At 63.1% G+C, this 13,300-nt stretch carries 13 protein-coding genes; all 13 read left to right on the top strand.

Annotation, left to right across the window (positions count from 1 at the left end):
• The first annotated feature begins 29 nt into the window (after positions 1-29).
• On the top strand, positions 30-806 hold the full coding sequence (locus DID96_RS08495) for a ParA family protein (RefSeq protein WP_124598912.1): 777 nt from the start codon (positions 30-32) through the stop codon (positions 804-806).
• Between the two features lie 31 nt (positions 807-837).
• Positions 838-1,731 (top strand): ParB/RepB/Spo0J family partition protein, encoded by an 894-nt coding sequence (locus tag DID96_RS08490; protein ID WP_124598911.1) that lies wholly within the window; start codon positions 838-840, stop codon positions 1,729-1,731.
• A 13-nt stretch (positions 1,732-1,744) separates the two neighbouring features.
• The gene (locus tag DID96_RS08485; protein WP_124598910.1) at positions 1,745-2,875 is read left to right on the top strand and encodes an SLC13 family permease; all 1,131 of its coding nucleotides are present in this window, start codon (positions 1,745-1,747) and stop codon (positions 2,873-2,875) included.
• 685 nt (positions 2,876-3,560) lie between these two features.
• Positions 3,561-4,088: an ATP synthase subunit I gene (locus DID96_RS08480; RefSeq protein WP_124598909.1), complete on the top strand. Its 528-nt coding sequence runs from the start codon at positions 3,561-3,563 to the stop codon at positions 4,086-4,088.
• A 113-nt stretch (positions 4,089-4,201) separates the two neighbouring features.
• The gene (atpB, locus tag DID96_RS08475) at positions 4,202-5,053 is read left to right on the top strand and encodes a F0F1 ATP synthase subunit A (protein ID WP_124598908.1); all 852 of its coding nucleotides are present in this window, start codon (positions 4,202-4,204) and stop codon (positions 5,051-5,053) included.
• Between the two features lie 75 nt (positions 5,054-5,128).
• Positions 5,129-5,398: a F0F1 ATP synthase subunit C gene (atpE, locus tag DID96_RS08470; protein ID WP_004195828.1), complete on the top strand. Its 270-nt coding sequence runs from the start codon at positions 5,129-5,131 to the stop codon at positions 5,396-5,398.
• Positions 5,399-5,527: 129 nt separating this feature from the next.
• Positions 5,528-5,998 carry a F0F1 ATP synthase subunit B gene (locus DID96_RS08465; protein ID WP_124598907.1) on the top strand — a complete coding sequence of 157 codons (471 nt, stop codon included), beginning with the start codon at positions 5,528-5,530 and terminating at the stop codon, positions 5,996-5,998.
• Between the two features lie 2 nt (positions 5,999-6,000).
• Complete coding sequence (locus tag DID96_RS08460) at positions 6,001-6,540, top strand: F0F1 ATP synthase subunit delta (RefSeq protein ID WP_124598906.1); 540 nt, start codon at positions 6,001-6,003, stop codon at positions 6,538-6,540.
• Positions 6,541-6,584: 44 nt separating this feature from the next.
• A complete protein-coding gene (atpA, locus tag DID96_RS08455) occupies positions 6,585-8,126 on the top strand; it encodes a F0F1 ATP synthase subunit alpha (RefSeq protein WP_124598905.1) in 1,542 nt (513 codons plus the stop codon).
• A 69-nt stretch (positions 8,127-8,195) separates the two neighbouring features.
• Positions 8,196-9,071 (top strand): F0F1 ATP synthase subunit gamma, encoded by an 876-nt coding sequence (gene atpG, locus DID96_RS08450; protein ID WP_124598904.1) that lies wholly within the window; start codon positions 8,196-8,198, stop codon positions 9,069-9,071.
• 69 nt (positions 9,072-9,140) lie between these two features.
• On the top strand, positions 9,141-10,535 hold the full coding sequence (atpD, locus tag DID96_RS08445; protein WP_124598903.1) for a F0F1 ATP synthase subunit beta: 1,395 nt from the start codon (positions 9,141-9,143) through the stop codon (positions 10,533-10,535).
• Positions 10,536-10,640: 105 nt separating this feature from the next.
• On the top strand, positions 10,641-11,066 hold the full coding sequence (locus DID96_RS08440; protein WP_124598902.1) for a F0F1 ATP synthase subunit epsilon: 426 nt from the start codon (positions 10,641-10,643) through the stop codon (positions 11,064-11,066).
• Positions 11,067-11,231: 165 nt separating this feature from the next.
• Positions 11,232-12,959 (top strand): AMP-binding protein, encoded by a 1,728-nt coding sequence (locus tag DID96_RS08435; protein WP_124598901.1) that lies wholly within the window; start codon positions 11,232-11,234, stop codon positions 12,957-12,959.
• Positions 12,960-13,300 lie beyond the last annotated feature (341 nt).

The raw sequence follows: 13,300 nt of genomic DNA, 5'->3' as shown, positions 1-13,300 counted from the left end.
GTTTGAAGGTACGAAGGAACACATCAACGATGGCAAAGATCTTCTGCGTTGCGAACCAGAAGGGGGGCGTCGGCAAGACGACGACGACGGTCAATCTCGCCGCAAGCCTGGCAGCGCAGGAGCAACGGGTCCTGCTGATCGATCTCGACCCGCAGGGCAACGCGACGATGGGCAGCGGGATCGACAAGGCCGGTGTCGAATCGACCGTGTACGAGGTGCTGGTCGACGGCGTGTCGGTCGCGGACGCGCGCGTGCGGCCCGAATCGGTGACGTACGACGTGCTGCCGGCGAACCGTGAGCTGTCCGGCGCCGAGATCGAGCTGATCGGCATCGAGAACCGCGAGCGCCAGCTGAAGGCGGCGCTCGATCGCGTCGCCGACGACTACGACTTCGTACTGATCGACTGCCCGCCGACGCTGTCGCTGCTGACGCTGAACGGCCTGTGTGCGGCGCACGGCGTCGTGATTCCGATGCAGTGCGAGTACTTCGCGCTGGAAGGCCTGTCGGATCTCGTCAACACGATCAAGCAGGTGCACGCGAACATGAACCGCGACCTGAAGATCATCGGGTTGCTGCGAGTGATGTTCGATCCGCGCATCACGCTGCAGCAGCAGGTCTCCGATCAACTGAAGGCGCACTTCGGCGACAAGGTGTTCGACGTGGTGATTCCGCGTAACGTCCGGCTGGCCGAAGCGCCGAGCTACGGTCTGCCTGGTGTCGTGTTCGACCGCAGCTCGCGTGGTGCGCAAGCCTATCTCCAGTTCGGCGCCGAGATGATCGAGCGCGTGCGCGCATTCGATGCGTGATCCGGACACGAGCGAAGCGAGGAAGAAAGACATGAACGCGGTGCCAAAAAAGAAAGGGTTGGGGCGTGGCCTCGAAGCGCTGCTCGGTGGCAGCGCCGACATCACCGAAGCGGTGAAGATCGAGGGCGCACCGAACACGCTCGCGCTTGCGAAGCTGCAGGCCGGCAAGTATCAGCCGCGGACGCGGATGGACGAGGGCAGCCTGCAGGAACTGGCGGCAAGCATCCGCGCGCAGGGCGTGATGCAGCCGATCCTGGTACGGCCCATTTCATCAGACAAATACGAGATCATCGCCGGCGAGCGGCGCTTCCGCGCTGCGCGCCTTGCCGGTCTCGACGAAGTGCCGGTGCTGGTGAAGGACGTGTCGGACCTGGCCGCCGCCGCGATGGCGCTGATCGAGAACATCCAGCGCGAAGATCTGAATCCGCTGGAAGAGGCGCACGGCATCCAGCGCCTGATCGACGAATTCCATTTCACGCACGAACAGGCGGCCGAATCGGTCGGCCGTTCGCGCAGCGCGGTATCGAACCTGCTGCGCCTGCTGAATCTCGCGGCGCCGGTGCAGACGATGCTGCTCGCCGGCGATCTCGACATGGGTCATGCGCGTGCGCTGCTCGCGGTCGATGCGGCGACGCAGATCACGCTTGCGCACCAGGTCGTCAACAAGCGGATGTCGGTGCGCGAGACCGAAAAGCTCGTCACGCAGACGACGAAGGAGGCGCCGGCGGTCAAGGCGCGCGCGAAGGACGATGGCGGTCGCGACACGCGCCGTCTCGAAGAAGAGCTGTCCGACCTGCTGGCGTCGACGGTGAAGATCAAGCTCGGCCGCCGCGGACGCGGGCAGGTGATGATCGATTTCGGCAGCCTCGATTCGCTCGAGGGCATCCTCGCGCGTTTGCGCGGGAACGTGACGGCAGAAGAATAACGAGGCGTTGCCAATGGATAATGCGAACGTACCGGCATTGCGCCGGTGGTTCGGCTGGCTCGCGCAGGAACCTGTGCTGTCCGTGCTGGCCGTCGGTCTCATCCTGCTGCAATGGTTGCGTCCGCAACCGTTCGCAGTGCTGGCGAATCTTGTCGACTGGCAGACGGTCGCGACGCTTGCCGGCCTGCTGATGCTGACGAAGGCGCTCGAGCTTTCCGGGTGCCTGATGTGGCTCGCGCACCGCATTGTGCACCACGTGCATTCGGAGCGTGCGCTTGCGATGCTGCTCGTCGTGTTCGCCGCCGCGCTCGCGATGTGGCTCACCAATGACGTCGCGCTGTTCGTCGTCGTGCCGCTGATGGTCTCGCTGCGCGCACTGGCGCCGCTGCCGTTCCGGCGGCTCGTGATCGTCGTTGCGCTGGCCGTCAACGCGGGGTCCGTCGCGACGCCGCTCGGCAATCCGCAGAATCTGTTTCTGTGGCAGTTGAGCGGCGTGTCGTTCGGCCGCTTCGTGCTGACGCTCGGCCCGCTCGCGGTTGCGCTGATGGCGCTGCTGCTCGCGTTGACTGCCTGCGCGTTTCGCGCGAAACCGCTCGACCTGTCCGGCGATGTCGTCGCGTTGCCCATGCAGCGCATGCACGCGCTCGTCGCGGCCGTACTGTTTGCAGGGTTCGTGTGGCTCGCCGACGCACACCATGCGCTGCCCGGCCTGATTGCGGTTGCCGTCGTGCTGTTCGCGGTGCGGCGCGATGCCGTGTTGAAAATCGACTGGCTGCTGCTGCTGATATTCGTGCTGATGTTCGTCGTGCTGCGCAGCGCGGCCGCGTTGCCGGTGGTGCACGACGCGATCGCACAGGCGCGCCTCGATTCGCCGCTGCGCGTGTTCGCGGCAGGCGCCGCGTTGTCGCAAGGCATCAGCAACGTGCCGGCCGCGATTCTCTTGTCGGAATTCACGCAAGACTGGCGCGCGCTTGCGTTCGGCGTGTCGGTCGGCGGCTTCGGCATGGCGATCGGTTCGCTCGCGAACCTGATCGCGATGCGGCTCGCGAAGGAGCCGCGCATGTGGCTGCCGTTTCATCTCGTGTCGATTCCGTTCGCGATTGCGAGCGCGATACTCGGAGCGTGGCTGCTCGTACACGGTTGACTGCTGCTGCGCAGTGTCCTGCGATACAGGTGGGGTTCGTCGCACCATTTCAATGGCGCGTCCACAGTGGCTCGTCTGTGGAACGATGCGCGTCTGGCGATGTAGCGACACGCTGCCCATCCACAGGCGATACGTGTGGGGCTGGCGTGTTCGCGAGCGATGCATCCCCGGGCGACGCGTCCGTTGGTGATCTATCCACAGGTGGTGCATCCGCGAGTGACGCGCCAAGAGTGGCGCATTCAAGGCGGTGCGCTGAAGAGTGATCTGTGCACAGCGTCGCACCTGTGGTGCTGTGCGCACAGCGACATATCGGTGGACAAGAATTCACAGCGAAGGGGAGGGGGCTGTGGTCGACCCGGGGTGACGCGTGCTAGAAATCCACGGCGAGTGATCGTAGCGAAGCGCCCTCCATTCCCCCCATCCGCCAGCGCAGCCCCGACACGAAACCGATTTTTTTCGCGCACGAAATACCCGTGCAAGAAACTGACCTTACAACTGTCATCGTACATCGTCGAATCGCGCGTTTTTCACATCATGAGGCGACGTTTTACGCAGGTTTTTGTCGCGTCTAAAGCCTTGAATCACCTGCAACTATCGCTTACAATCGCCCGGATTTGTTAGCTAGGCGCCCCTGAAAGCTTTCGGAAAGCTTGGGGCCGGATTCAGGATTTTGCGGAAGACTGCGATGGCGGGTCAGGCGCCGAACGAAAGGCACGATGATCACCGCGCGCAACGCACCGCTTCAGCGGCCGGCGAGCGGCGCGAATCATCCGGCGACGATTGGGACGCCGAGCAGCAGGAAGACAATATCGTTCCGCTCACGCGGGCAGAGGCTGAGAAGCTGTTCGGCCCGAACGTGGGTCGGCCCTCGCGCATCACGCCCTACAAGGTGGTGATCACGCAAGTGGCCTTGTCCCTGGTAGCAACGCTGGCGTGGTGGCTGTTTTCCAAGTCGCCGGGCGCCGCTGCGCTGTCAGCGTTTCTGGGCGGAGCGATCGGCTGGGTGCCAAGTGCGTTGTTCGTGGCACGACTGAAGGCGGGTGGCTCGGCCACCGTGATGAGCTGGGTGGCGGGCGAAGCCCTCAAGCTCGGCATGACGATCGGGTTGTTTGCCGCGGTGGCGTTTGGCTACCCCGGCGTGCACTGGGTGCCGCTCCTCGTCACGTACCTCGTCGTGCTGAAGACGTACTGGGTCGCGCTGGCCTGGCGGTAAGCAAGAACAAGCAGCGCGCGGTTTCGACACGGAACTGCGCCAGCCTGTTCCCGCAATAACATGTTGCGGAATCGGGCAAAACGATTTTCGACAATTTGGGTGGCATTAACGATATGGCAGCTAGCGAAGGCACGCGCGGTCCGGATCCGTCCGAGTACATTGCGCACCACTTGCAGAATTTCTCCACCTCGCACCAGACGTCGATTTTCGACATTCATGTCTGGAATATCGACACGCTGTTCTGGTCGATCGTGTGTGGCATCGTCACCTTCCTCGTGCTGCGACTGGCCGCCCGCAAGGCGACGCCTGGCGTGCCGGGCCGCTTCCAGTGCGCGATCGAGATGCTCGTCGAGATGGTCGAAGACCAGTCGAAGGCGATCGTCCACGGCAACCGCGCATTCATCGCTCCGCTCGCACTGACCGTTTTCGTGTGGGTCGCGCTGATGAACGCCCTCGACTTCCTCCCCGTCGACCTGCCGGGCCGCGTGATCGGCCTGCTGGGCCTGTCGGGCATCGTTTCCCACCATCGCATCGTTCCGACGGCCGACCTGAACGGCACCCTCGGCATCGCGCTCGGCGTGTTCGTCCTGATGATCTACTACAGCATCAAGATCAAGGGCGCGGGCGGCTTCGTGCATGAGCTGCTGTCGGCACCGTTCGGCGCGCACCCGGCACTGTGGATCCCGAACCTTGCGCTCAACATCGTCGAATTCGTCGCGAAGACCGTCTCGCTCGGCATGCGGTTGTTCGGCAACATGTACGCGGGTGAGCTGGTGTTCCTGCTGATCGCCTTGCTCGGCAGTATGTGGAGCTTCGGCGGCGATGCAACGTTCCTCGGCTTCATTGGCCACGTGATCGCGGGCAGCGTCTGGGCAATCTTCCACATCCTGATTGTTCTGTTGCAGGCATTCATTTTCATGATGCTGACGCTGGTGTATCTCGGCCAGGCGCACGACAAGCACTAAGCGCGGCGTGCAAAAAAGAGTCTTCGTTTTATTTTCTTAAATCTCAGTTCCAAGTCTTTTCTCAAAGGAGTGATCATGCAAGCTTTCATCGCCAACATCCAGGGTCTGACCGCCATCGGTATCGGCATCATCATCGGCCTGGGTGCGATCGGCGCCTGTATCGGTATCGCGCTGATGGGCGGCAAGTACATCGAAGCATGCGCACGTCAGCCGGAACTCATCAACCCGCTGCAAACGAAGATGTTCCTGCTGGCTGGCCTGATCGACGCGGCATTCCTGATCGGTGTTGGTGTCGCAATGCTGTTCGCGTTCGCGAACCCGCTCCTGTCGAAGCTCGCAGGCTAAGGTTTCTCGGAAATTTGCGCCCGGCGTAAGCCGGCGCAGGGCGGAACGGAGACTTGGGGCGCTGATCGAATGCAACTCGATGAGCGCCTTACCGTTTCATTTTTCCGGAATAGCAGATAAGGAAACACCGTGAATCTCAACGCAACTCTGTTTGCGCAAATGGTCGTGTTCCTGGTCCTCGCGTGGTTCACGATGAAGTTCGTGTGGCCGCCGTTGATCAACGCCCTCGACGAACGTTCGAAGAAGATCGCCGACGGCCTCGCCGCCGCGGAAAAGGGCAAGGCGGAACTCGACGCAGCGCACAAGCGTGTGGACCAGGAACTCGCGCAGGCCCGCAACGACGGCCAGCAGCGCATCGCCGACGCTGAAAAGCGTGCCCAGGCGGTCGCCGAGGAAATCAAGGCCAACGCCCAGGCTGAAGCCACCCGCATCGTCACCCAGGCGAAGGCGGAAGCAGAACAGCAAATCGTGAAGGCGCGCGAAGCGCTGCGTGGTGAAGTCGCTACGCTGGCCGTGAAGGGCGCCGAGCAGATCCTGAAGCGCGAAGTCGATCAAACGGCCCACGCCCAACTGCTGAATCAACTGAAAGCCGAGCTCTGATCATGGCCGAACTTGCAACCATCGCCCGCCCTTACGCAGAAGCGCTGTTCCGCGTGGCCGAGGGAGGTGACATCGCCGCCTGGTCCACGCTCGTGCAAGAGCTGGCCCAGGTTGCGCGTCTGCCCGATGTGCTGTCCGTCGCGTCGAGCCCGAAGGTGACCCGCGCGCAAGTGGCCGAGCTGCTGCTTGCCGCGCTGAAGTCGCCGCTCGCGGCCGGTGCCGAAGCGAAGAACTTCGTGCAGATGCTGGTCGACAATCATCGCATCGCGCTGCTGCCGGAAATCGCCACGCAGTTCGAAGAGCTGAAGAACGAGCGTGAAGGCGCCGCCGACGCAACCATCGTCAGCGCGTTCCCGCTGAACGGGACCGATCTCGAAGGTCTCGTGTTCAGCCTCGAGCGCAAGTTCAAGCGCAAGCTGAAGCCGACGGTCGAAGTCGATTCGTCGCTGATCGGCGGCGTGCGCGTGACGGTCGGCGACGAAGTGCTCGACACCTCGGTTCGCGCGCGCCTCGCATCGATGCAGGCTGCGTTGACCGCCTGAGCGCCACGCCGGCACGCAACAGAATTGACTATCAGGAGCGAATAATGCAACTCAATCCCTCTGAGATCAGCGAGCTGATCAAGAGCCGGATCCAGGGCCTTGAAGCGAGCGCAGACGTTCGCAACCAGGGTACCGTGATCTCCGTGACCGACGGTATCGTGCGCATCCACGGCCTGTCGGACGTGATGCAGGGCGAAATGCTCGAGTTCCCGGGCAACACGTTCGGCCTCGCGCTGAACCTCGAGCGCGACTCGGTCGGCGCGGTGATTCTCGGCGAATACGAACACATCTCGGAAGGCGACATCGTCAAGACGACGGGCCGCATTCTCGAAGTCCCGGTTGGTCCGGAACTCGTCGGCCGCGTGGTCGACGCGCTCGGCAACCCGATCGACGGCAAGGGCCCGGTCAACGCGAAGCTGACCGACGCGATCGAAAAGATCGCCCCGGGCGTGATCTGGCGCAAGTCGGTGTCGCAGCCGGTGCAGACGGGCCTCAAGTCGATCGACGCGATGGTGCCGATCGGCCGTGGCCAGCGTGAGCTGATCATCGGCGACCGTCAGTGCGGCAAGACCGCGGTGGCGCTCGACACGATCATCAATCAGAAGGGCAAGGACCTGATCTGTATCTACGTCGCGATCGGCCAGAAGGCTTCGTCGATCATGAACGTGGTGCGCAAGCTCGAAGAAACCGGCGCGATGGAGTACACGATCGTCGTCGCGGCTTCGGCATCGGATTCGGCTGCGATGCAGTACCTCGCACCGTACGCCGGCTGCACGATGGGCGAATACTTCCGCGATCGCGGTCAAGATGCGCTGATCATCTATGACGACTTGACCAAGCAGGCTTGGGCATACCGTCAGATCTCGCTGCTGCTGCGCCGCCCGCCGGGCCGTGAAGCCTACCCGGGCGACGTGTTCTATCTGCACTCGCGTCTGCTCGAGCGTGCGGCTCGCGTGTCGGAAGAGTACGTCGAGAAGTTCACGAACGGCGAAGTGAAGGGCAAGAGCGGCTCGCTGACGGCACTGCCGGTCATCGAAACGCAAGCGGGCGACGTGACCGCGTTCGTTCCGACGAACGTGATCTCGATTACCGACGGCCAGATCTTCCTGGAAACCGACCTGTTCAACGCAGGCATCCGCCCGGCAATCAACGCCGGCGTGTCGGTGTCGCGAGTCGGTGGCGCCGCGCAGACGAAGGTCGTGAAGAAGCTGTCGGGCGGTATCCGTACCGACCTCGCGCAGTATCGTGAACTCGCAGCGTTCGCGCAGTTCGCGTCGGACCTCGACGAAGCGACCCGCAAGCAGCTCGAGCGCGGCCGCCGCGTGACGGAACTGCTGAAGCAGCCGCAGTACCAGCCGCTGCAGGTGTGGGAACTGGCCGTGTCGCTGTACGCCGCGAACAACGGCTACTTCGACGACCTCGACGTGAAGCAAGTGCTGCCGTTCGAGAAGGGCCTGCGCGAATTCCTGAAGACCAGCCACGCTGACCTCATCAAGCGCATCGAAGACACCAAGGATCTCTCGAAGGACGACGAAGGCGCGCTGCGCGCGGCGATCGAATCCTTCAAGAAGTCCGGTGCCTATTGATCCGCGAGTGACACACTGAGGCCGCGCGGGTGCTGAGGCGCCCGCGCCGCTTCGGTCAAGGAGCAAGCTATGGCTGGAATGAAGGAAATTCGCGGCAAGATCAAGAGCGTGCAGAACACGCGCAAGATCACGAAGGCGATGGAGATGGTGGCCGCATCGAAGATGCGCCGCGCCCAGGAACGCATGCGCGCTGCCCGCCCGTATGCGGACAAGGTCCGTGCCATCGCATCGCACATGAGCCGCGCGAACCCGGAGTACCGCCACCCGTTCATGGTGGCAAATGAAGGCGCAAAGACGGCCGGCATCATTCTCGTCACGACGGACAAGGGTCTGTGCGGCGGTCTGAACACGAACGTGCTGCGCGCGACGGTGCAGAAGTTCAAGGAGCTGGAAGAGAAGGGCCAGAAGGTCGAAGCCACCGCGATCGGTAGCAAGGGCCTCGGGTTCCTGAACCGCTTCGGCGCGAAGGTGATGTCGCAGGTCGTGCACCTCGGCGACACCCCGCACCTCGACAAGCTGATCGGCGCGGTGAAGACGCAGCTCGATCTGTACTCGGAAGGCAAGCTGTCGGCGGTTTATCTCGCGTACACGCGCTTCGTCAACACGATGAAGCAGGAAGCGGTGATCGAGCAGCTGCTGCCGCTGTCGTCGGAGCACTTCGAGGCGAATGACGGCACGCCGGCCACGTCGTGGGACTACATCTACGAGCCGGACGCGCAGGCTGTCGTCGACGAACTGCTCGTGCGCTACGTCGAGGCGCTGGTGTACCAGGCTGTCGCGGAAAACATGGCGTCGGAGCAATCGGCGCGGATGGTCGCAATGAAGGCTGCGTCCGACAACGCGAAGACCGTGATCAGCGAGCTGCAACTGGTCTACAACAAGAGCCGTCAGGCCGCGATCACGAAGGAACTGTCGGAGATCGTCGGCGGCGCTGCAGCTGTCTAAGCGCGCGCCCCGATAGCTCGAAACTGCGCCTTTGCGCGAGTAAAGAATCAGGTATTTAAAGGAAAAGCGATGAGTACTGCTGCTTTGGTAGAAGGCAAGATCGTACAGTGCATCGGCGCCGTTATCGACGTGGAATTCCCGCGCGACAGCATGCCGAAGATCTACGACGCGCTCATTCTGGAAGGCTCGGAACTGACGCTCGAAGTCCAGCAGCAGCTGGGCGACGGCGTGGTCCGCACCATCTGTCTGGGTGCCTCCGACGGCCTGCGCCGCGGCCTGACCGTGAAGAACACGGCGAAGCCGATTTCGGTGCCGGTCGGCAAGCCGACCCTCGGCCGGATCATGGACGTGCTCGGCCGTCCGATCGACGAAGCGGGCCCGATCGAAAGCGAACATACGCGTTCGATCCACCAGAAGGCGCCGGCGTTCGACGAACTGTCGCCGTCGACCGAACTGCTCGAAACGGGTATCAAGGTTATCGACCTGATCTGCCCGTTCGCGAAGGGCGGCAAGGTTGGCCTGTTCGGCGGTGCTGGCGTGGGCAAGACCGTCAACATGATGGAGCTCATCAACAACATCGCGAAGGAACACGGCGGTTACTCCGTGTTCGCGGGCGTGGGCGAGCGTACCCGTGAAGGGAACGACTTCTACCACGAAATGAAGGACTCGAACGTTCTCGACAAGGTCGCGCTGGTGTACGGCCAGATGAACGAGCCGCCGGGCAACCGTCTGCGCGTCGCGCTGACCGGCCTGACGATGGCCGAGCACTTCCGTGACGAAGGCCTCGACGTGCTGTTCTTCGTCGACAACATCTACCGTTTCACGCTGGCCGGTACCGAAGTGTCGGCACTGCTCGGCCGTATGCCGTCGGCAGTGGGCTATCAGCCGACGCTGGCTGAAGAAATGGGCAAGCTGCAAGAGCGCATCACGTCGACCAAGAAGGGCTCGATTACGTCGGTCCAGGCCGTGTACGTCCCTGCGGACGACTTGACCGACCCGTCGCCGGCGACCACCTTCGGCCACCTGGACGCAACCGTCGTTCTGTCGCGTGACATCGCATCGCTGGGTATCTACCCGGCGGTCGACCCGCTCGACTCGACGTCGCGCCAGATCGACCCGAACGTGATTGGTGAAGAGCACTACTCGATCACCCGTCGCGTTCAGCAGACGCTGCAGCGCTACAAGGAACTGCGCGACATCATCGCGATTCTGGGCATGGACGAACTGTCGCCGGAAGACAAGCTGTCGGTCGCGCGCGCACGTAAGATCCAGCGTTTCCTGTCGCAGCCGTTCCACGTCGCTGAAGTGTTCACGGGCTCGCCGGGCAAGTACGTGCCGCTGAAGGAAACGATCCGTGGCTTCAAGATGATCGTCGACGGCGAGTGCGACCACCTGCCGGAACAGGCGTTCTACATGGTCGGCACGATCGACGAAGCCTTCGAAAAGGCCAAGAAGATCCAGTAAAGGTCGGGTGTAACGCAGCGGGCGCCGGTGTCTGTTGTTGATTCTCCTATGGCACTGGCGATAGGAGACACGGCGCCCACGTAACACGCTCAACCAGGAGTCGATATGGCAACCATCAAAGTAGACGTCGTCAGCGCGGAAGAGCAGATCTTCTCGGGCGAGGCGAAGTTCGTCGCGCTGCCGGGCGAAGCGGGTGAGCTGGGCATCCTGCCGGGCCATACGCCGCTGATCACGCGGATTCGTCCGGGTGCGGTGCGCATCGAGGTCGAGAACGGCAACGACGAATTCGTGTTCGTCGCGGGCGGCATTCTCGAAGTGCAGCCGGGCGCCGTAACGGTGCTCGCCGACACCGCGATTCGCGGCAAGGATCTCGATTCGGCGAAGGCCGAGGAAGCGCGCAAGCGCGCCGAGGAAACGCTGCAGAACGCGAAGTCGGACATCGACCTCGCGAAGGCGCAATCCGAGCTCGCGACCGCGATGGCGCAGCTCGAAGCGATCCAGCGTCTGGCGAAGATCCGCAGCCGGCACTGAGCCGCGCAGCACGTGAAAGAAAGCAGCCTTCGGGCTGCTTTTTTTTTCGCCTGGTTGCGTCCGACCGTGCTATTTCGTCCGGTCGCGGTGAATTGATGTCAGAGTGTCGTCAGCGGAGCACGGCATCATCCGCATGATCAGATCATAAGATTCACGGAGACACTCATGGCAGCTGAATCACGCGTAGGGGCGCTGATTGCGCCCGAAAACGGATTGTCGTACGTGCGCGGCGCGACCGACGTGCCGTTGTCCGAAGCAACGATCGGCCAGTTCCTGCGGGACACGGCAGCACGCTTTCCCGATCGTCCGGCTGTGGTGTTCCGCGAGCAGCGCGTGCGCTGGACCTGGCGCGAATTCGCGGCCGAGGTCGACGTGCTGGCCGCCGGCCTCGCGGCGCTCGGGATCGGCAGCGGCGACCGCGTCGGCATCTGGTCGCCGAACCGCAGCGAATGGCTGCTGACCCAGTTCGCGACCGCGCGGATCGGCGCGGTGCTCGTGAACATCAACCCCGCGTACCGCCTCGCGGAACTCGAATACGCGCTGAACAAGGTCGGCTGCAAGGCCGTGATCGCCGCCGAGCGCTTCAAGTCGTCCGGTTACGTCGAGATGCTGCAGACGATTGCGCCGGAGCTCGCGACCGCGGCGCCGGGCGATCTGCACGCGGTGCGTGTGCCGAGCCTGCGCATCGTCGTGTCGATGGGCGACGTCGCGCCCGCCGGCATGTTCCGCTTCGCCGATGTGATGGCGCGCGGCCGCGACACGGTCGACACGGTTGCGCTCGATGCGTTCGGCGCGACGCTTGGGCCGAATGATCCGATCAACATCCAGTTCACGAGCGGCACGACCGGCAGCCCGAAGGGCGCGACGCTCACGCATCGCAACGTCGTCAACAACGCGCGCTCGATCGCGATGGCGATGCGCTTGAGCGAGCAGGACGCGCTGTGCATCCCGGTGCCGCTGTATCACTGCTTCGGGATGGTGCTCGCGGTGCTCGCGTGCGTGTCGACGGGCGCCGCAATGGTGTTCCCCGGCGAGGCGTTCGATCCGGTCGCGACGCTCGCGGCGGTATCCGAAGAACGCTGCACCGCGCTGCACGGCGTGCCGACGATGTTCATCGCGGAGCTCGACCATCCGGACTTCGCGAACTACGACCTGTCGACGCTGCGCACGGGCATCATGGCCGGCTCGCCGTGCCCGATCGAGACGATGAAGCGCGTCGTGTCGCAGATGCATCTGTCGGAGATCACGATCGCGTACGGGATGACGGAGACGAGCCCCGTCTCGTTCCAGAGCTCGACCGACGATCCGCTCGAGAAGCGCACGACGACGGTCGGCCGTATCCAGCCGCACCTCGAGGTGAAGATCGTCGATCCGAGCGGCGGCATCGTGCCGGTCGGATCGACTGGCGAGCTGTGCACGAAGGGCTACTCGGTGATGCGCGGCTATTGGGACGACGAATCGAAAACGCGCGACGTGCTGATCGACGGCTGGATGCACACGGGCGATCTCGCGACGCTCGATGCGGACGGCTACTGCAACATCGTCGGCCGGCTGAAGGACATGCTGATCCGCGGTGGCGAGAACATCTATCCGCGCGAGATCGAGGAATATCTGTTTCGTCATCCGAAGATTCAGAGTGCGCAGGTATTCGGCGTGCCGGACCCGAAATATGGTGAGGAAGTGTGCGCGTGGATCGTGCTGCGTGCAGGCGAACAGATGACCGAGGACGACGTACGCGCATTCTGCCAGGGGCAGATCGCGCACTACAAGATCCCGCGCTATATCCGCTTCGTCGACGAGCTGCCGATGACGGTGACAGGCAAGGTGCAGAAGTTCATCATGCGCCAGCGCATGATCGATGAACTGAAGCTCGGCGAGCAGAAGACCGCGTGACGCGCGACACGTGACGGCCTGCGGGCCGTTACGCTTTCGATGGACGAAAAAAAGCGGGCTTATTAGCCCGCTAAAAACCACACGCTACGGGGTTAGCGCGAGGAGACCAAAGATGGAACGTGTTCGGCAGAGCCGAAAACGACTCCAACAAGGATGCCCCTCGAAAGGGCTTCGGTACATGACCGACGGGCTCGCAGCGCTTCGCGTCCGCTCACACTTGGCACACGAGACCGCATCCGTGTTGAAACCGTTGAAGGCCATTGTGGGCGAATTGACGGGCCATCGCGGTAACAAAGTGTTTCAGGTTGTAACGCCCGCCAGATAAGGCTCTCCGGGATTTT

The organism is Burkholderia sp. Bp8963, from assembly GCF_003854275.1.
GTDB lineage: Bacteria > Pseudomonadota > Gammaproteobacteria > Burkholderiales > Burkholderiaceae > Burkholderia.
Note: the sequence above shows the minus strand (reverse complement) of the source record. Positions and strands in the feature narration are given on the sequence as shown.

Coding starts and splice junctions, on each gene's coding strand:
- atpD (WP_124598903.1), top strand. CDS start 9,141: ATGAGTACTGCTGCTTTGGTAGAAGGCAAGATCGTACAGTGCATCGGC.
- atpB (WP_124598908.1), top strand. CDS start 4,202: ATGGCAGCTAGCGAAGGCACGCGCGGTCCGGATCCGTCCGAGTACATT.
- DID96_RS08480 (WP_124598909.1), top strand. CDS start 3,561: ATGGCGGGTCAGGCGCCGAACGAAAGGCACGATGATCACCGCGCGCAA.
- DID96_RS08435 (WP_124598901.1), top strand. CDS start 11,232: ATGGCAGCTGAATCACGCGTAGGGGCGCTGATTGCGCCCGAAAACGGA.
- DID96_RS08495 (WP_124598912.1), top strand. CDS start 30: ATGGCAAAGATCTTCTGCGTTGCGAACCAGAAGGGGGGCGTCGGCAAG.
- atpE (WP_004195828.1), top strand. CDS start 5,129: ATGCAAGCTTTCATCGCCAACATCCAGGGTCTGACCGCCATCGGTATC.
- DID96_RS08460 (WP_124598906.1), top strand. CDS start 6,001: ATGGCCGAACTTGCAACCATCGCCCGCCCTTACGCAGAAGCGCTGTTC.
- atpG (WP_124598904.1), top strand. CDS start 8,196: ATGGCTGGAATGAAGGAAATTCGCGGCAAGATCAAGAGCGTGCAGAAC.
- atpA (WP_124598905.1), top strand. CDS start 6,585: ATGCAACTCAATCCCTCTGAGATCAGCGAGCTGATCAAGAGCCGGATC.
- DID96_RS08490 (WP_124598911.1), top strand. CDS start 838: ATGAACGCGGTGCCAAAAAAGAAAGGGTTGGGGCGTGGCCTCGAAGCG.
- DID96_RS08485 (WP_124598910.1), top strand. CDS start 1,745: ATGGATAATGCGAACGTACCGGCATTGCGCCGGTGGTTCGGCTGGCTC.
- DID96_RS08440 (WP_124598902.1), top strand. CDS start 10,641: ATGGCAACCATCAAAGTAGACGTCGTCAGCGCGGAAGAGCAGATCTTC.